Source organism: Micromonospora sp. NBC_00858 (genome assembly GCF_045207365.1).
Classification (GTDB): domain Bacteria; phylum Actinomycetota; class Actinomycetes; order Mycobacteriales; family Micromonosporaceae; genus Micromonospora.
The window spans coordinates 6,918,891-6,934,202 of sequence record NZ_CP108828.1; the positions used below are offsets into that span (position 1 = coordinate 6,918,891).

19 protein-coding genes are annotated in these 15,312 nt (G+C 72.7%); 9 read left to right on the forward strand and 10 right to left on the reverse strand.

Annotation, left to right across the window (positions count from 1 at the left end; all coding sequences use genetic code 11):
* Positions 1-37 precede the first annotated feature (37 nt).
* Positions 38-835, reverse strand: coding sequence for an alpha/beta fold hydrolase (locus tag OG990_RS32220; RefSeq protein WP_386988124.1), 798 nt, complete (start codon positions 833-835; stop codon positions 38-40).
* A 112-nt stretch (positions 836-947) separates the two neighbouring features.
* On the opposite strand from OG990_RS32220, the gene OG990_RS32225 reads away from it, so the two are divergent.
* From OG990_RS32225 to OG990_RS32245, 5 genes are all read left to right on the forward strand, one after another.
* Positions 948-1,577 carry a helix-turn-helix domain-containing protein gene (locus OG990_RS32225; protein WP_328420868.1) on the forward strand — a complete coding sequence of 210 codons (630 nt, stop codon included), beginning with the start codon at positions 948-950 and terminating at the stop codon, positions 1,575-1,577.
* On the forward strand, positions 1,574-2,296 hold the full coding sequence (locus OG990_RS32230; RefSeq protein ID WP_406078143.1) for a hypothetical protein: 723 nt from the start codon (positions 1,574-1,576) through the stop codon (positions 2,294-2,296). Before OG990_RS32225 ends, OG990_RS32230 begins: the two co-directional genes overlap by 4 nt.
* A gap of 71 nt (positions 2,297-2,367) precedes the next feature.
* The gene (locus tag OG990_RS32235) at positions 2,368-2,682 is read left to right on the forward strand and encodes a DUF2516 family protein (protein ID WP_328420864.1); all 315 of its coding nucleotides are present in this window, start codon (positions 2,368-2,370) and stop codon (positions 2,680-2,682) included.
* Positions 2,679-3,566 (forward strand): alpha/beta hydrolase, encoded by an 888-nt coding sequence (locus tag OG990_RS32240; protein ID WP_355601624.1) that lies wholly within the window; start codon positions 2,679-2,681, stop codon positions 3,564-3,566. The genes OG990_RS32235 and OG990_RS32240 overlap by 4 nt, the downstream gene beginning before the upstream one ends.
* An 11-nt stretch (positions 3,567-3,577) precedes the next feature.
* Positions 3,578-4,315, forward strand: coding sequence for an alanyl-tRNA editing protein (locus tag OG990_RS32245; RefSeq protein WP_406078144.1), 738 nt, complete (start codon positions 3,578-3,580; stop codon positions 4,313-4,315).
* Between the two features lie 45 nt (positions 4,316-4,360).
* On the opposite strand, the gene OG990_RS32250 is transcribed toward OG990_RS32245, so the two are convergent.
* Entirely contained in the window at positions 4,361-4,984 is a 624-nt protein-coding gene (locus OG990_RS32250; RefSeq protein ID WP_406078145.1) for a CGNR zinc finger domain-containing protein, read from the reverse strand.
* 71 nt (positions 4,985-5,055) lie between these two features.
* On the opposite strand from OG990_RS32250, the gene OG990_RS32255 reads away from it, so the two are divergent.
* Positions 5,056-5,505 carry a VOC family protein gene (locus OG990_RS32255; protein ID WP_328420856.1) on the forward strand — a complete coding sequence of 150 codons (450 nt, stop codon included), beginning with the start codon at positions 5,056-5,058 and terminating at the stop codon, positions 5,503-5,505.
* Positions 5,506-5,815: 310 nt separating this feature from the next.
* Positions 5,816-6,730, forward strand: a complete 915-nt coding sequence (locus tag OG990_RS32260) for an SDR family oxidoreductase (RefSeq protein WP_328420854.1) — start codon at positions 5,816-5,818, stop codon at positions 6,728-6,730.
* On the opposite strand, the gene OG990_RS32265 is transcribed toward OG990_RS32260, so the two are convergent.
* Genes OG990_RS32265 through OG990_RS32285 form a run of 5 tightly spaced genes read right to left on the reverse strand, consistent with a single transcriptional unit; the run spans position 6,721 to position 11,287 of the window.
* A complete protein-coding gene (locus OG990_RS32265) occupies positions 6,721-7,689 on the reverse strand; it encodes a YafY family protein (RefSeq protein ID WP_355601618.1) in 969 nt (322 codons plus the stop codon). The genes OG990_RS32260 and OG990_RS32265 overlap by 10 nt on opposite strands.
* Positions 7,690-7,713: 24 nt before the next feature.
* Entirely contained in the window at positions 7,714-8,355 is a 642-nt protein-coding gene (locus tag OG990_RS32270; protein WP_328420850.1) for a response regulator transcription factor, read from the reverse strand.
* Positions 8,352-9,620 carry a sensor histidine kinase gene (locus OG990_RS32275; protein WP_406078146.1) on the reverse strand — a complete coding sequence of 423 codons (1,269 nt, stop codon included), beginning with the start codon at positions 9,618-9,620 and terminating at the stop codon, positions 8,352-8,354. Before OG990_RS32275 ends, OG990_RS32270 begins: the two co-directional genes overlap by 4 nt.
* An 11-nt stretch (positions 9,621-9,631) precedes the next feature.
* Positions 9,632-10,366 (reverse strand): ABC transporter permease, encoded by a 735-nt coding sequence (locus tag OG990_RS32280; protein ID WP_406078147.1) that lies wholly within the window; start codon positions 10,364-10,366, stop codon positions 9,632-9,634.
* A 12-nt stretch (positions 10,367-10,378) separates the two neighbouring features.
* Positions 10,379-11,287 (reverse strand): ABC transporter ATP-binding protein, encoded by a 909-nt coding sequence (locus OG990_RS32285; RefSeq protein WP_406078148.1) that lies wholly within the window; start codon positions 11,285-11,287, stop codon positions 10,379-10,381.
* Between the two features lie 197 nt (positions 11,288-11,484).
* Between OG990_RS32285 and OG990_RS32290 the strand changes: the two genes are divergently transcribed.
* Together OG990_RS32290 and OG990_RS32295 are read left to right on the forward strand one after the other, a co-directional pair.
* Positions 11,485-12,315 carry an EI24 domain-containing protein gene (locus OG990_RS32290; protein WP_406078149.1) on the forward strand — a complete coding sequence of 277 codons (831 nt, stop codon included), beginning with the start codon at positions 11,485-11,487 and terminating at the stop codon, positions 12,313-12,315.
* 1 nt (position 12,316) lies between these two features.
* Positions 12,317-12,841, forward strand: a complete 525-nt coding sequence (locus OG990_RS32295) for an O-acetyl-ADP-ribose deacetylase (protein WP_406078150.1) — start codon at positions 12,317-12,319, stop codon at positions 12,839-12,841.
* 46 nt (positions 12,842-12,887) lie between these two features.
* On the opposite strand, the gene OG990_RS32300 is transcribed toward OG990_RS32295, so the two are convergent.
* The 3 genes from OG990_RS32300 to OG990_RS32310 all read right to left on the reverse strand — a co-directional run bounded on the left by OG990_RS32300 (position 12,888) and on the right by OG990_RS32310 (position 15,310).
* Entirely contained in the window at positions 12,888-13,784 is an 897-nt protein-coding gene (locus OG990_RS32300; protein ID WP_406078151.1) for a GNAT family N-acetyltransferase, read from the reverse strand.
* Positions 13,784-14,197 (reverse strand): RidA family protein, encoded by a 414-nt coding sequence (locus tag OG990_RS32305; protein ID WP_355601603.1) that lies wholly within the window; start codon positions 14,195-14,197, stop codon positions 13,784-13,786. The genes OG990_RS32300 and OG990_RS32305 overlap by 1 nt, the downstream gene beginning before the upstream one ends.
* Positions 14,198-14,302: 105 nt before the next feature.
* Entirely contained in the window at positions 14,303-15,310 is a 1,008-nt protein-coding gene (locus OG990_RS32310) for a LacI family DNA-binding transcriptional regulator (RefSeq protein WP_328420834.1), read from the reverse strand.
* Between the last annotated feature and the right edge of the window lie 2 nt (positions 15,311-15,312).

Genomic DNA, 15,312 nt, shown 5'->3' on the forward strand with positions numbered 1-15,312 from the left:
GACACCCTCGGTGCGGGCTCTGCGGAGTCGGGCGGGCTCAGCTCAGGAAGTCGAGCAGGGCGGCGTTGACCGGCTCGGGGCGCTCCAGCGGCAGCAGGTGTGCGGCGTCCGGCACGTCGGGCAGCCGTACCGCGTCGGGTGCCTCGGCGGCGATCCGGTCGGCGAGCCGGCGGATGTCCGGCACGTCCGCCGCGCCGGCGGTGACCAGGACGGGCAGCCGCAGCTCGCCGAGGCGTTCGATCGCCGGCGGCGTCAGCTCGCCCACCTCCACCGCGCCGAGGGCCAGTTCGGCGGCGAGCGCGCGCTGATCCATCTCCTGCGCGAACGCGATCAGCCCGGGGTCGACGTCGGCCGGCTGACGGCCCGGGCCGACCACCCAGAACCGCACCTCACCGGCCGCTCCGGCGGCGAAGTCGTCGGGATCGACCTCGCCGACCAGGCTGTCCCAGAGGTCGTTGGCCTCCTCGGACCACTCATTGCCGGAGACCGCCGTGCCGAACAGCGCGAGCGCGCTCACCCGGTCCGGATACGCCAGCGCGGTGTCGATGGCCACCGACCCGCCGAAGGAGCAGCCGACCAGGGCGGCCCGGGGCAGGTCGAGCGCGTCCAGCAGGCCGGCCACGTCGTCGTGGTGCGCGAACGGGATCGGGGGTAACTCGGAGTCGCCGTAGCCGCGCAGGTCCGGGACGATCACCCGGTGCCGGGCGGCGAGCGCGGACAACTGCCCCCGCCACATCCGGCGGTCGGCGATGCCGGCGTGCAGCAGCACGACGGGCGAGCCGCTGCCAGCCTCGTCGTACGCGATGACTGCTCCATTGACTGTGGTCTTGTGCACGGACGGACGGTACGGATCGGACGAGCGGCGCGCAAACAAGATGCTGAGACCTTGCTAACTCTTGCTAGCGTTTTGCTTGCAGGAGCTAGCGGGGCCGGTTAGCGTCGGTGTCATGGCCACACCGAAGGACCTCCCCGACGTCGGCGGGTTCATCCGCGATCTGCGGCGCAACGCGAAGATCTCGCTGCGGCAGCTCGCCGAGCAGGCGGGGGTCAGCAACCCGTACCTCAGCCAGATCGAGCGCGGTCTGCGCAAGCCCAGCGCGGAGGTGCTCCAGCAGTTGGCCAGCGCCCTGCGGGTATCCACCCCGGCGATGTACCTGCGGGCCGGGCTGCTCGACGACAAGGAAGGCCACGGTGTGCTCGCCGCCATCGCGGTGGACGCCGACCTGACGATGGCCCAGAAGCAGTCGCTCAGCCAGATCTACGAGACCTTCCGCCGGGAGAACGCCCGGCTGACCGAGGCCGAGGCCAAGGCCGAGGGCGCCGGCACGAACACCGGCGGCGCGGCCGGGGTGACCACCCCGACCGACATCGCCGACCAGCCGGCCGACGTGGCCAACCTGGCCGCGACCGGCCCCACCACCGCGGGCGGCACCCCGACCGAGGCCGTGCTCGAGTCGGTCGCCGTCACCGAGGCGGGGTCCGCCCCCGCCCCGCCCAGCACCAGCACCCCCGAGAAGAAGGCCGCCGGTCCGGCGGTCCGGAAGGCCGCCGACGCGGCCGAAGAGGAGACCTCATGACCGAGCCGAAGACCAACCGCATCCCCGCCCCGATCTACGCCGCCGCCGGTGCCGGAGAGTTGGCCCTCCAGCAGCTGCGCAAGCTGCCGGCCGTGGTCGGCGTCCTCGGCACCCGGGTCGTCGCCGACCTGGGCGGCCGAGCCGTGCTGACCGGCTTCGAGCTGCGCCAGAAGGCCACCGAGACGCTGCGTACCGCCAACGAGACCGCCGAGACCCTGCGCGGCCGGGCTCAGGCAGAGCTGGACCTGGCCAAGCTCCGTGAGTCCGCCGACCTGGCCAAGCTCCGCGAGGTCACCGACCTCGACAAGCTGCGCGCCGCCGCGACCCGTAACGCCGCTGTGGTGGTCGCCGGTGCCCAGGCCGCGCAGGAGCGCGCGTTCGCCGCGTACGGCGCACTGGTCGCCCGTGGTGAGCGGGTCGTCGGCGCCGGCGTGCTGGAGGCCGCCGAGACGGTCAACGCCGACATCGAGGCGACCCAGGCCGTGTCGCCGGCGACCGCCGACGCGGTAGCCACCGCCCCGGTGAGCCCGGCCCAGGTGTCCAGCCCGGCCGACGTGCCGAGCCCGGCCGAGGTGGCCGAGATCGCCGAGGCCAAGCCGGCCGCCGTCAAGAAGGCCGCCCGGGCGCGGACGGCCGCCAAGCCGGCCGCCAAGCCGGCCGCGACCCCGTCGGCGAAGCTGCCCCGGGCCACCAAGCGGACCCGTCCGGCGGCCGAGTAGTTCGTGGTGTCGACGACCCCGGCGGCGTCCTTGTCGGACGTAGTCGGGGTCGTCGACATAAGCTTGCCGGCATGGCCAACGCCGCGCCGATCTTCGCGTTCGAAGTCCGCTACGTGATCGAGCTGATCCTGCTCGTCTTCGCGCTGATCATCCAGGGTGTCGCGCTGGTGCACGCCGTCACACAGCGCTCCGACGGCTTCCCCGCCATCGGGACGCTGCCCAAGGGTGGCTGGATCGCCATCCTGGCGGTTTGCCTGGTGCTGACCCTTCTCGGCTTCGGTCCGATCAGCCTCTTCGGACTGATCGGCATCGCCGCCGCCCTCATCTACCTGCTCGACGTCCGGGTCGGCCTGCGCGACCTGAGCGACGGCAAAGGGTTCTGGTGAGAAGTTTCCGCTGGCCACCCCCGCCGGACGGTGGGCCCCGCACCTGGGGGCCCGGTCCGGGTGGTCCGCGTACCGGCCGGCCGGCGCTGCCGGAGCCGGAGACCGAGCTGGTCACCACCCCGCACGGGGTACGGCTGGAGCGGCTGGTCACCGGCACCGGTGATCCGGTCACCGTGTTCGCGCACGGGCTGGGCAACGGCATCGCCACCACCCGCCCCTTCGGCAGCGGGGTGACCGGCCGCAAGGTGTTCTTCCAGTTCCGCGGGCACGGCCGCTCCGACGCGCCGGCCGGGCCGTGGAGCTACCTGGACCTGGCCCGGGATCTGCGCGCCGTCGCGGATCTCGGCGGCGCCAGTCGGGCGTTCGGGGTGAGCCTCGGCGCGGGTGCGCTCTGCCGGCTGCTGGCCGAGAGCCCGGAACGCTTCGAGAAGCTGGTCTTCTTCCTCCCGGCGGTGCTCGACCAGCCGCGCGGCCAGGTCGCCCAGGAACGCGTCACGGACCTGCTGGAGGCGGTGGAGAGCGGGGACGCCTCGGCGGTCGCCGACATCGTCTCGCTGGAGCTGCCCACGGCGGTGCGCAACACCCCGGCCGGCTGGGCGTACCTGCGGCAGCGACTCGACCAGCTGCTCCGCGACGGTCTGGCCGACGGTCTGGCCACCCTGCCGGAGCAGGCGCCGCTGCGCGACGCCACCGCCCTGGCGGCGGTCACCGCACCGGCGCTGGTGATCGGCTGTGCGGGCGACGATCTGCACCCGGTCGAGGTGGCCGAGCAGCTCGCGGCCGCGCTGCCCCAGGCCACCCTGCACGTCTACGACCGGCCCGGCGTGCTCTGGACGGAACGCGCCGACCTGCGGGAGCGAGTGTCCAGCTTCCTGAACGAGTAGCGTTCCCTGTCATGGGCGTCACACAACATGGCCGGACGCACCGGCTGGACCTTGCCGACCCGACCCTGCGCGAGTGGACCTGCACGGTCCTGCACGCCGACCCGGAGCAGGGCATCGTGCTGGACCGCTCGGCCTTCTATCCGGGCGGCGGGGGGCAGCCGCCGGACCACGGGGTGCTGCTCTGGCAGGGCGTGCAGACCCGGATCGTCGGCACCCGCAAGGGCGACGACCCGTACCTGATTCCCGCCGAGGGTGACCCGCTGCCGCCGCCCGGCACCGAGGTGACCGGCGCGGTGGAGGACGAGCGCCGCACCCGGCTGATGCGCACCCACTCGGGGCTGCACGTGCTCTGCGGGGTGGTGTTCCGCGACTTCGGCGCGCTCGTGACTGGAAACTCGATGGAACCGGGCGAGGCTCGGATGGATTTCAACCTGCCCGAGGTGCCGGCCGACTTCAAGAGCCGGATCGAGGAGCTGGTCAACGCCGAGGTGGCCGCCGACCGCGCGGTTGCCGTCCGGGTGCTGCCGCGCGTCGAGGCGCTGTCTTTGCCGGACATCATCCGCACCCAGTCCAACCTCATTCCGCCGGACGAGCAGGAGGTCCGGATCGTCGACATCGTCGGGCTGGACGTGCAGGCCGACGGCGGCACCCACGTGGCCTCCACCGCCCAGATCGGCAAGGTGCAGGTGGTCAAGGTGGAGAGCAAGGGCCGGGCCAATCGCCGGGTCCGCGTCCGGCTCGCGGACTGAGGGGCGCTGTCGCTTGGTGGACTGAGGGCGCTGCCGCCTGGTGGACTAGGCGTCCCGGCGGGCGCGCAGCGACCGGACCTTGTGCCGGTTGCCGCAGCGCTCCATGCTGCACCAGCGGCGCTGCCCGGGGCGTGAGGTGTCCACGAAGACCAGGTAGCAGTTGTGCGCGCCGCACTCCCGGATCCGGTCGGCGTACGGCCCGCTGAACAGGTCGATCGCGTCCCGGGCGATGCTGGCGAGGGCCTGCTGCCCGCTGGCCGGGAGCACCCAGTGCCGCGTCCCGTCCGCATCCAGCCGGGGCGCCAGCGGCGCAGCGGCCGCCGCCTCGTTGAGGGTGTCGAGGTCGCCGGGCGTCGCGTCGAAGTCCGTGGGCGTGGTGGCCGGTGGCCGGGTGCCGGTGCGGGCGCACACCAGCCGCCACAGCGCGTCCCGCAGGCGCCGCGCGGTGGCCAACTCCGCCGGGTCGACGTCGACCCGGGCAGGGTCCAAGCGCAGCCGCGACCGCCCCAGCCAGTCGGCGAGATCCGCCGGGCGGTGCAGCACCTCGAAACGGGCCCCGATGCCCGGCCCGCCGCTGGTGAGGAACTCCAGGCAGAGCGCTCCTGGATCGAAGAGGAAACGGGCCCCTTGCAGCGACACCAGGGTGATTCCACTTGCGACGTCGGTCACGTAACCACTATAAACGGTTACAGGGGTGGTCCGCACGCTGCGGGTCGCCGACGAAGGTGAAGGGGATCCAGATGGCCCTGGCATGGAAGCTCGTCGTCGACTGCGCGGAGCCGATCGCGCTGGCCCGGTTCTGGGCGGCGGCCCTCGAATACGAGGTCGAGGACAACAGCGCCCTCATCGACCAGTTGGCCGCGGCCGGCAGGGTCGGTCCGGACGAGTACGTCGAGGTCGACGGCCGGCGGGCCTTTCGGGAACTCGCGGCGGTCCGCCACCCAGAGGACCCGGTCCAACCGGTCAGCGGCATCGGTCTCGGCCGCCGGCTGCTGTTCCAGGCCGTGCCGGAGCCCAAGCAGGTCAAGAACCGGCTGCACATCGACCTGCACGCCGGCCCGGACGAGCGGGAGGCGACGGTGCAGCGGCTGGTCGGGCTTGGCGCCACCGTGCTGCGCGAGGTCGCCGACCGGGGCAGCGTGCACACCACCATGACCGACCCGGAGGGCAACGAGTTCGACGTGCAGTGACAGCCGGGCAGCCGTTCGGCCGGGCATGACTGGATGCGGGCCTGTCGAGCTGCCCCAGATATGGGGCGTGGTACGGGTGGCTCGCCGCCCGTCGAGCGGGCCCAGACGTCGAGCGGGCCAGACGTCGAGCGGGCCTAGACGTCGAGCGGGCCTAGACGTCGAGCGGGCCTAGACGTCGAGCGGGCCTAGACGTCGAGCTGCCCCACAAATGGGGCAGCTCGACAGGGCGGCGTGGATGCCCGCCGGCCGCTCGTGACCCGATCCGGAATTCGGACGGAGGCTGTCAGGTATTGCTGGCAGCCTCGAAGGCATGACACAACCGCTCGCAGGAAAGATCGCGCTCGTCGCCGGCGCTACCCGGGGTGCCGGTCGGCAGATCGCCGTCCAGCTCGGCGCCGCCGGGGCCACCGTGTACGCCACCGGCCGCAGCAGCCGCGCCGGCCGCTCGGAGATGGACCGGTCGGAGACCATCGAGGAGACCGCCGAGCTGGTCACCGCCGCCGGCGGCGTCGGCATCCCCGTCCGGGTCGACCACCTGGTGCCCGAGCAGGTCCGCGACCTGGTCGCCCGAATCGACGCCGAGCAGGGCCAACTCGACGTGCTGGTCAACGACATCTGGGGCGGCGACCCGCTGGTCACCTGGGAGAAGCCGATCTGGGAGCAACCGCTGGACGCAGGCTTCCGCACCCTGCGCCTGGCCATCGACACGCACATCATCACCAGTCACTTCGCGCTGCCGCTACTGATCCGCAAGCCTGGCGGCCTGGTGGTGGAGATCGGCGACGGCACCAAGGCGTACAACGACGACAACTATCGACTCTCGGTCTTCTACGACCTGGCCAAGGCCTCGGTCAACCGACTCGCCTTCAGCCAGGCGCACGAGCTGAAGCCGCACGGCTGTACCGCCGTCGCTCTCACCCCAGGCTGGCTCCGCTCCGAGGCGATGCTGGAGATCTTCGGCGTGACCGAGGAGAACTGGCGCGACGGGGCGGCCACCGACCCGCACTTCCTCATCTCGGAGACGCCGGCCTTCGTCGGACGCGCGGTCGCCGCGCTGGCCGCCGACGAGGACAAGGCCCGCTGGAACGGCGAGTCCGTCGACGCCGGCTCGCTGGCCAAGGTGTACGGGTTCACCGACGTCGACGGCAGCCAGCCGGAGGCCATCCGGTACATCACCGAGGTGGTCAACGCCGGCAAGCCGGCGGACGTCACCGGCTACCGGTAGAGCTCGCGGAGCCGGTCCGCCGCGTCGGCGAACAGCTCCCGTAGCGCGGGTGGTTCGAGGACCTCCACCTCGGGGCCGAGCCCGAGAAGTTGGTGGTACGCCACCTCGACGGACTCGACCGGCAGCCGGGTTACGACCCGCCCCTGCCCGTCGGGCTCGTCGGCGGTGGCGACCACCTCGTCGTACACGAAGGGGGCGTCCACCAGGTGCCGGAGCTGGCGCAGGCCGGCCGGGCTGAGCCGGACGGTGACCTCGGCGCGCAGCATGGTCCGCAGGAACGACCCGGCCTGCTCGCGCCAGTACCCGGCCAGGTCAAAGTCCTCGTCCCGGTCGAAGCTCTCCTCGCCCACCTCGACCCCGGTCACCCGGTCCACCCGGTAGGTGCGGGCGTCCTCGCCGACCCGGCCGACCAGGTACCAGACCCCGCTCTTGAGCACGAGCCCGTACGGCTGCACCCGGCGGGTCGCCTCCCGGTCGCCGCGCCGGTACCCCAGCTGCACCACCCGGTCCCGCCAGACCGCCCGGGCCAACTCGGTCAGCCATGGCGGCGGTCCGGTCTCCCGGAACCAGCCCGGGACGTCCAGGTGGAACCGCTGCCCGGCGCGGGCCGGGGCATCCCGCAGCGCGGGAGGCAGCGCGGCGAGCACCTTCAGCTCAGCGGCGGCGACCGCGTCGGCGAGCCCCATGTCGCCGGCCGGCCCGGGCAGGCCGGAGAGGAAGAGCGCCTCCGCCTCGTCCCGGGTCAGCCCGGTCAGCCGGGTCCGGTAGCCGCCGAGCAGCCGGTACCCGCCGGCCCGGCCCCGGTCGGCGTAGACCGGCACCCCGGCGGCGGAGAGCGCCAGCACGTCCCGGTAGACCGTCCGCTCGGAGACCTCCAGCTCCCGCGCCAGCTCGCCCGCGGTCATCGACCCGCGGGCCTGCAACAGCAACAGCAGCGAGATCAGTCGGGAGGCGCGCATCCGCCCATCCTGCCCGGCCCCCGCTCACCGCCCGCCGGGGGTGAGCAGGCCCCGGTCGTACGCGACGGCCACGGCGGCGGCACGGTCGTTGACCCCGAGCTTGGCGTAGACGTGCAGCAGGTGGGTCTTCACCGTGGCCTCGCTGATGAACAGCCGGGCGGCGGCCTCCCGGTTGGACGCGCCCTTCGCCACCAGGGTGAGCACCTCCAGCTCCCGCTGGCTCAGCGGCTCCTCGGCGGGCGCGCGGAGCCGTCCCATCAGCCGACCGGCGACGCTGGGGGACAGCACCGACTCGCCCCGGGCGGCGGCCCGTACCGCTCGGACCAGCTCGTCCCGGGGAGCATCCTTCAGCAGGTAGCCGGTCGCGCCGGCCTCGATGGCCGGCAGCACGTCGGCATCCGTGTCGTACGTGGTGAGCACCAGCACCTTGGCGGAACTGCCGGAACGGGCCAGCCGGCCGATCGCGGTCACCCCGTTCATCCCGGGCATCCGCAGGTCCATCAGCACCACGTCCGGACGCAGGTGCGCGGCCAGCGCGAGCGCCTCGGCACCGTCACCGGCCTCGCCGACCACCTCGAAATCCGGGTCGCCGGTGAACATGCCACGCAGGCCGTCCCGTACCACCGGGTGGTCGTCGACGATCAGCAGCCGGACCGGGGCGTTCACCCGGCACCCCCGGAAAGTGCGGGCACGGACGCCGAGACGGCGGTGCCGCAGCCCGGCTCACTCTCGACGGCCAGCTCGCCGCCGACGCCGGCCACCCGCTGCCGCATGGCGATCAGACCGTATCCGCCGTCGGGACGGTGGAGGGCGGGCGGGTCGGTGACCGGGAAACCCGTGCCGTCGTCCCGGATGTCCAGGGTGACCACGTCACCCATGTACGACAGGGTGAGCCCGACCCGGGACGCCTTGGCGTGCCGGGCCACGTTGGCCAGCGCCTCCTGAGCGGTCCGCAACAGGGTCACCTCGACCTCCGGGTGCAGCGGGTGGGCGTCGCCGGTCACGTTCACCTCGGCGCGTACCTCGTTGATCGTCGACCAGCGCCGGGTCAGCTCGGCGAGCGCCTCGGGCAGCCGGGCGGCCTCCAGCGCCTCGGGGCGGACCGCCCGCACCGAGCGGCGTGCTTCGGTGAGGCTCTCCCGGGCCAGGGCGACCGCGGTGTCCACGTGCCGCTGCCAGTCGGCGTGCCGGTCCCGGGCCACCCCGGCCGCCTCCAGCTGGGTGATGATGCCGGTGAGGCCCTGCGCCAGGGTGTCGTGGATCTCCCGGGCCATCCGCTGCCGCTCGTCGGTCACCCCGGCCTCCCGGGCCTGGGTGAGTAGCTGGGCGTGCAGCCCATCGTTTTCCCGCATCGTCTCGGCCAGCCGGCGGTTCGCCTCGGCCAGCTCCTCGACCAGCCGTTTGCGGTTGGCGTGCTGCCGCTCGGCGATGGTGGCGAACCAGATCATCCCACCGGCCGCGCCCAGGTTGAACAGCACCAGCACGCACCAGAGCAGCCAGTGCGACAGAGAGTGCGGCAGACCGCCGCCCTGCGCGGTGCCTGCCAGGACGGCCGAGGCAGCCACCCCGGCGAACCGCCAGTTGCCAGGCAGCATCATCGCGTGCAGGAATCCGGCCCAGCTGAAGAAGCCGTACCAGGGGCTGCTCAGCACCAGCATGGCGCTGAGCGCGAGCAGCCCGACGTAGTAGACGACCATCAGCGTGCGCCGGGTCGCCCAATCGGGGTGCAGGCTGACGAACCAGGCAATCCAGCCCGCCGCGATTGCGGCGACGAGCAGGTGGGGGATCGCTGAGCGGCCCAGGGGCGCCGGCGCGGCGGTGGTGAGCAGTGCCCCGACGGCCAGCCCGATGAACGGGAGCACCCGGTGGAGGCCCGCCTCCCGGGCCTCCCAGGTTGCCAGCCGGTCAACCTGCTCGGCGATGCTGGTCATCGGACCCCCGCTCACTCCCAGCGGAACAATTTCGCCGCGACGGAACCAGCGAGCACGGCGATGACCGCCATTATCGCCAGGTGCAGCGGCTGCGGAGCATCCGCGGTCCAGGCATCGAGCAGCGCCTGCACCCCGGGTGGCGTGTAGTCGCCGATCCGGACCAGGAAGTCCGGCAGGAGGAACCGAGGCACGTAGACGCCGCCGAAGAACATGACCGCCATGAACAGCGGCACGGCCAGCGCCTGCGCCGACTTGGTCGTCCGCGCCACCGCCGCCACCAGCAGGCCCAGCCCCAGCAGGGCCGCCGTACCGAGGATGAGGGCCAGCGTGAAGCCCAGTGGGTGCTGGGGCAGCGGTACGTCGAACGCCAACCGGCCGACCACGACGAGCAGCACGGCGCTGACCAGGATGGTGCCGAGCGAGATGACCAGTTGGGCGGCCAGCAGCGCGGCCGGGCTGGCCGGGGTGGTGGCCAGCCGGCGCAGCACCCCACGTTCCCGGTAGGTGGCCAGCACCGTGGGCAGGATGTTGACCGCCGACATGGCGAGCGTGATCACCAGCAGCGAGGGCGCGAAGTACTGGACGAAGGACAGGTCGCCGAACTGCGCCTCTGGGTGGCGTCCCGCCGGAATCAGCCCGAACACCAGCAGCAGTGCGAGCGGCAACGCGACGGTCGTCAGCGGCGAGCCGAAGTCCCGCAGGAAGAGTCGTGTTTCGATCTTGAGGATCTGCCCGAAGGCGTGCATGTCGGTTCTCCCTCAGGCGGCGGGCCGGTGCCCGGTCAGCTCGACGAACGCGTCGTCGAGGGTGGACTGTTCCAGCCGCAGGTCGGCGGCGATGATCTGGTTGCGGGCGAGCGTCGAGGTGACCGCGTGCAGCACGTCCCCGGTGCCGGTCACCACCAGTTGACTGCCGGTGCGGTGTACGGAGATCACCTCGGGCAGGTCCGTGAAGAGCTGGTCGTCGACCGGGGCGGACGGCCGGAACCGGACCCGCTGCTCCGGGGCCACCGTCGACACCAGGCCGGCCGGGCTGTCCAGTGCGACGACCCGTCCCCGGTCGATCACGGCTACCCGATCGCAGAGCCGCTCGGCCTCCTCCATGAAGTGGGTGACCAGCACGATCGTCACGCCGCTGTCCCGAATCTGCTCGATGAGGGCCCAGGTGTCCCGCCGGGACTGCGGGTCCAACCCGGTGGTCAGCTCGTCCAGGATCGCGACGCTCGGGTTGCCGACCAGCGCCAGCGCGATCGACAGCCGCTGTTTCTGGCCGCCGGAGAGCTTCTTGTACGCGGTGTTCCGCTTCTCGCCCAGACCCAGCCTGTCGATCAGGCCCGCCGGGTCGGCCGGGTTGCGGTAGAACGAGGCGTACAGCTCCAGCGCCTCGGCGACCCGCAGCTGGTCCGGCAGTTGGCTCTCCTGGAGCTGCACGCCAACCTGCTGGCGGAGTTGGGCCGCGTCCCCACGGGGGTCGAGCCCGAGGACCGACACCCCGCCCCCGTCCGGGACGCGGAGCCCCGCGACACACTCCACCGTGGTGGTCTTGCCGGCGCCGTTCGGGCCGAGGACCCCGAAGATCTCCCCGGCCTCGACCGTGAACGACACGTCGTCCACGGCCACCAGGTCGCCGTATCGCTTGTGCAGGTTGGTCACCTCAATGACCGGCATCGTGCCGCCTTCCGCCGTCGTACCCGTACCTCTTCAGCGTGGCGGCGGCGGCTCGGCGGCGAATCGACCAGCCGTTGGTGATCTTTCGTGGCAGCGGCTGACCCCGGCGATCCACCAACCGGTTGATGTGCACGGACGGGATCCCTGTCAACGCGCCGCCCGGCGGCGGTTGGCACTGATCGCTAGGCTGCTCGGTCGTGGACGCCAGCAGAATCGCCAGCCCGGTGACCGGGGTCGTCGGACGCTTCTTCGCCGGGGTCGGGTTGCTCCTGCGTGGGCTCGGCCTCTACGTGCGCAGCCCCGGGCTGATGCTGCTCGGCATCGTGCCAGCGTTGATCTCCGGTGCGCTCTTCGTGGCCGCGATCGCCACCCTGGCGTATTTCGTGGACGACATCGCCGCACTGGTCACGCCGTTCGCCGACGACTGGTCGACCACCGCCCGCAACCTGGTCCGGGTGATCGCCGGGTTGGCCATCCTGGGTCTCGGCGGGCTGCTCGGCGTGCTCACCTTCACGGCGGTGACCCTGGTGATCGGAGACCCGTTCTACGAGAAGATCTCCGAGCGGGTGGAGGAACGGCTCGGGGGCACTCCCGGCGCGGTGGAGGTCTCCTTCTGGCCTTCGCTGCGCCGCAGCATCGCCGACTCCGTACGGCTGGTGGCCCTCGCGGCGCTGGTCGGCATTCCGCTCTTCGTCGCCGGTTTCATCCCGGTGGTCGGTCAGACGGTGGTCCCGGTGATCGGGGCGGCGGTGGGCGGCTGGTTCCTCGCGCTGGAGCTGGTCGGGGCACCCTTCTACCGGCGGGGGATGCGGCTGCCGGACCGCCGGTCGGTGCTGAAGGCGGACCGACCGATGGCGCTCGGCTTCGGAGTGGCGGTCTTCGTCTGCTTCCTGATCCCGCTCGGCGCGGTGCTGATCATGCCGGCCGCGGTCGCCGGTGCGACTCTGCTGGCCCGCCGATCCCTCGGCCAGCCCATCGACGAACGGGTGCCCGCGCCGCCGGTCGGCCACCCCATCGAGGGGCGCTGACATGCAGATCAACCTCGTCGAGGGCAACATCACCGTCCAGCGGGTGGACGCGATCGTGAACGCCGCGAACTCGTCCCTGCTGGGCGGCGGCGGAGTGGACGGTGCCATCCACCGGCGCGGCGGCCCGGCCATCCTGGCCGAGTGCCGGGCGTTGCGAGCGTCCCGGTACGGCCGGGGTCTGCCCACCGGGCAGGCGGTGGCCACCACGGCCGGGGAACTGCCGGCCCGCTGGGTCATCCACACCGTCGGGCCGGTCTGGTCGGCCGGCGAGGACCGCTCGGCGCTGCTGCGCGACTGCTACGCCAACAGCCTGCGGATAGCCGACGAGCTGGGCGCGTCCACCGTGGCGTTCCCGCTGATCTCCGCCGGCATCTACGGCTGGCCGATCGAGGACGCGGTCCGCCAGGCGCTGTCGATGCTGCGCCCTGCCGCGCCGGCGAACGTCACCGAGGCCCGCCTGGTCCTCTTCGGGGCGGACACCCACGCCACCGCGCGCCAGGTCTTCGACGCCGACCCCTCGGCGTAGCGAAAGCCCCCGGACGCGCCGGGTTCCTCGTGCCGACCGAGGCTGGTCAGGTCAGGTCGGCCAGGCAGGACCACTGGGACGCGACCGGCCGGTAGCCGAGCCGCGCGTTGATTGCCAGCATCGGCGCGTTCGCCTCGTCGTTCGAGGTGTACGCGACGCGGACGCCGCCGGCGGCGGCCCGCTGCAGCGCCGCCGTCTTGACCAGCCGGGCCAGCGCTCGACCCCGGTACGCCGGGACGGTGCCGGTGTAGTCCGACCACATCCGGTCCCCGTCCCGCTTCACCAGGCTGAACGCGGCGATCTCCCCGTCGACCTCGGCGGCCGTGCTGGCCGTCTTGTCCAGCCCGAGGTTCTCCCAGACGTCGTACTGCCAGCTCTCGTAGCTGACCGCGTCGATCGGGACGTCACTCGGCTCGTCGGCCCCCGCAGCCACGTTCGCCACGTACAGCCGGTGCGGGTCCAGGTCCGCGATCGGGTGCAGCCGTACGCCCGCCGGCAGGTCCGGCGCGGGCGGTGCCGGGTCCAGGTCGAGCGCGGAGTACCGCACCTCCCGGCTTGGCTCGAAGCCGTGCCGGCGGGCGAACGGCAGCGAGTCCGGCTGCGCCCAGGAGCGCAACCTGCGGATCCCCAGCGGGGCGAGGTGGTCCGTCGCGGCGGCCAGCACCGCGCTGCCGATGCCGCGCCGCCGGTGCTCCGGGTGGACGTGCAGCAGGGCGATGTCGCCGACGTCCGGCGTCGAGGTCCAGGCAACGCGCTGGGCGGAAGCCCAGCCGACCACCTGCCCGTCGACCTCGGCCACGAAGGCGGTCCACCCCTCCTCGGGCGGCGGTTCGGCGAGCATCTTGCGGGTCGACTCGACCCCGCGTACCAGGTACGGGTAGACGATGGCCCGCAGCGCCACCACGGCCGGAGCGTCGTCGGGTCGTGCCACGCGGATCCGCATCAGGCTCCCGTCCGAACGGCGGCGACGGCCTCGACCTCGACGAGCTGATCGGTGTAGCCGAGCACGGCCACCCCGAGCAGGGTGCTGGGCGGGTCGTGGTCGCCGAAGAAGTCCCGTACCACCTCCCAGGCCGTCACCAGGTCCGCCTGCCGTGACGACGCCACGTAGACGGTGGTCTTGACCACGTCGGTGAGCTGGGCCCCGGCCGCATTGAGGGCGGTCTCCAGGTTCGCCATCACCTGCCGGGCCTGCGCCGCGTGGTCGCCCGGCGCGACGGTCCGTCCCTCCGCGTCGAGCGGGCACGCGCCGGCGGTGAACACCAGCCGGGCGGGCGGCTCGACGGTTGCCGCGTACGCGTACTCGGCGACGTCGGTGAGGGCAGGGACGTGCAACAACGCGACGGATTGCGGCATGCCGGCGAGGCTAACCACGATCGGGTATCGGGGCGACGCATTAACCGGCGGCAGGCAGTTGTGTGGATCTTGTGGGCGCGCCCCGGCGAGCGCGGCCCGGCCGACTCAGGCCGAGTCGCGCAGGATCAGCTCGGTGGGGAGCATGACCGCCGGCTCGATGGTCTCGCCGGCGGCCAGCCGGAGCAGCTGTCGGGTCATCCGTCGGCCGATCTCCACGATCGGCTGCCGGACGGTCGTCAGCGGCGGCTCGGTGTACGCGGCGGTCTCGATGTCGTCGAAGCCGACCACCGCGACGTCCTCCGGCACTCGCCGACCGGCCTCGCGCAGCGTCCGCATGGCGGCGTGCGCCATCAGGTCGGAGGCGGCGAAGACCGCGTCCAGGTCGGGATGCTCGGTGAGCAGCCGGTGCATCGCCGCAGCCCCGGACTCCCGGGTGAAGTCGCCGATCGCGACCAGCTCGGGTAGCCCGGCGGCGGCAACCGTGTCGCGGTAGCCAGCGAGCCGTTCGATCCCGGCCACCATGTCCTGTGGCCCGGCGATGCTGGCGATCCGCCGGCGACCGCTGTCGATCAGGTGCCGCACGGCTGCCGTCACGCCGCCGACGTGGTCGACGTCCACGTACGGCACGGGCACGTCGCCGAGCGGCCGGCCGCTGCACACCACCGGGATGCCGAGTCGGGCCAGCGTTCCGGGCAGCGGGTCGGCGCCGTGCAGCGACGCGAAGAGCACACCGTCGACGTGCCGGCCGGTGGTGAACCGCTCGACCCGGTGGTGCCCGGCCGGTGACCCGGCCAGCATCAGCACCAACTGCTTGTCGGCCGCCTCCAACTCCTGGCTCACCCCGCGGATGATGCCGGGGAAGACCTGGTCGTCGGAGAAGACCCGGGTGGCCGCCTCCGGCATGACCAGGGCGATCGAGTCGGTGCGCTGGGTGACCAGGCTGCGGGCGGCCAGGTTGGGTACGTACCCCAGCTCGGCGACCGCCCGGTTGACCGCCTCCCGGATCGGCTCGGCGACGGTGGTGGAGCCGTTGACCACGCGCGACACGGTGGCCCGGGACACCCCGGCCAGCGCTGCCACCGCCTCGAGCGTCGGCCGTTGCGCCGTCGTCATAG

Excerpts from the sequence above, each read along its gene's own strand:
- OG990_RS32285 (WP_406078148.1), bottom strand. The coding sequence starts at position 11,287 with ATGCCGGTCATTGAGGTGACCAACCTGCACAAGCGATACGGCGACCTG.
- OG990_RS32275 (WP_406078146.1), bottom strand. The coding sequence starts at position 9,620 with ATGACCAGCATCGCCGAGCAGGTTGACCGGCTGGCAACCTGGGAGGCC.
- OG990_RS32245 (WP_406078144.1), top strand. The coding sequence starts at position 3,578 with ATGGGCGTCACACAACATGGCCGGACGCACCGGCTGGACCTTGCCGAC.
- OG990_RS32255 (WP_328420856.1), top strand. The coding sequence starts at position 5,056 with ATGGCCCTGGCATGGAAGCTCGTCGTCGACTGCGCGGAGCCGATCGCG.
- OG990_RS32295 (WP_406078150.1), top strand. The coding sequence starts at position 12,317 with ATGCAGATCAACCTCGTCGAGGGCAACATCACCGTCCAGCGGGTGGAC.
- OG990_RS32310 (WP_328420834.1), bottom strand. The coding sequence starts at position 15,310 with ATGACGACGGCGCAACGGCCGACGCTCGAGGCGGTGGCAGCGCTGGCC.
- OG990_RS32235 (WP_328420864.1), top strand. The coding sequence starts at position 2,368 with ATGGCCAACGCCGCGCCGATCTTCGCGTTCGAAGTCCGCTACGTGATC.
- OG990_RS32280 (WP_406078147.1), bottom strand. The coding sequence starts at position 10,366 with ATGCACGCCTTCGGGCAGATCCTCAAGATCGAAACACGACTCTTCCTG.
- OG990_RS32225 (WP_328420868.1), top strand. The coding sequence starts at position 948 with ATGGCCACACCGAAGGACCTCCCCGACGTCGGCGGGTTCATCCGCGAT.
- OG990_RS32305 (WP_355601603.1), bottom strand. The coding sequence starts at position 14,197 with ATGCCGCAATCCGTCGCGTTGTTGCACGTCCCTGCCCTCACCGACGTC.
- OG990_RS32260 (WP_328420854.1), top strand. The coding sequence starts at position 5,816 with ATGACACAACCGCTCGCAGGAAAGATCGCGCTCGTCGCCGGCGCTACC.
- OG990_RS32300 (WP_406078151.1), bottom strand. The coding sequence starts at position 13,784 with ATGCGGATCCGCGTGGCACGACCCGACGACGCTCCGGCCGTGGTGGCG.
- OG990_RS32265 (WP_355601618.1), bottom strand. The coding sequence starts at position 7,689 with ATGCGCGCCTCCCGACTGATCTCGCTGCTGTTGCTGTTGCAGGCCCGC.
- OG990_RS32230 (WP_406078143.1), top strand. The coding sequence starts at position 1,574 with ATGACCGAGCCGAAGACCAACCGCATCCCCGCCCCGATCTACGCCGCC.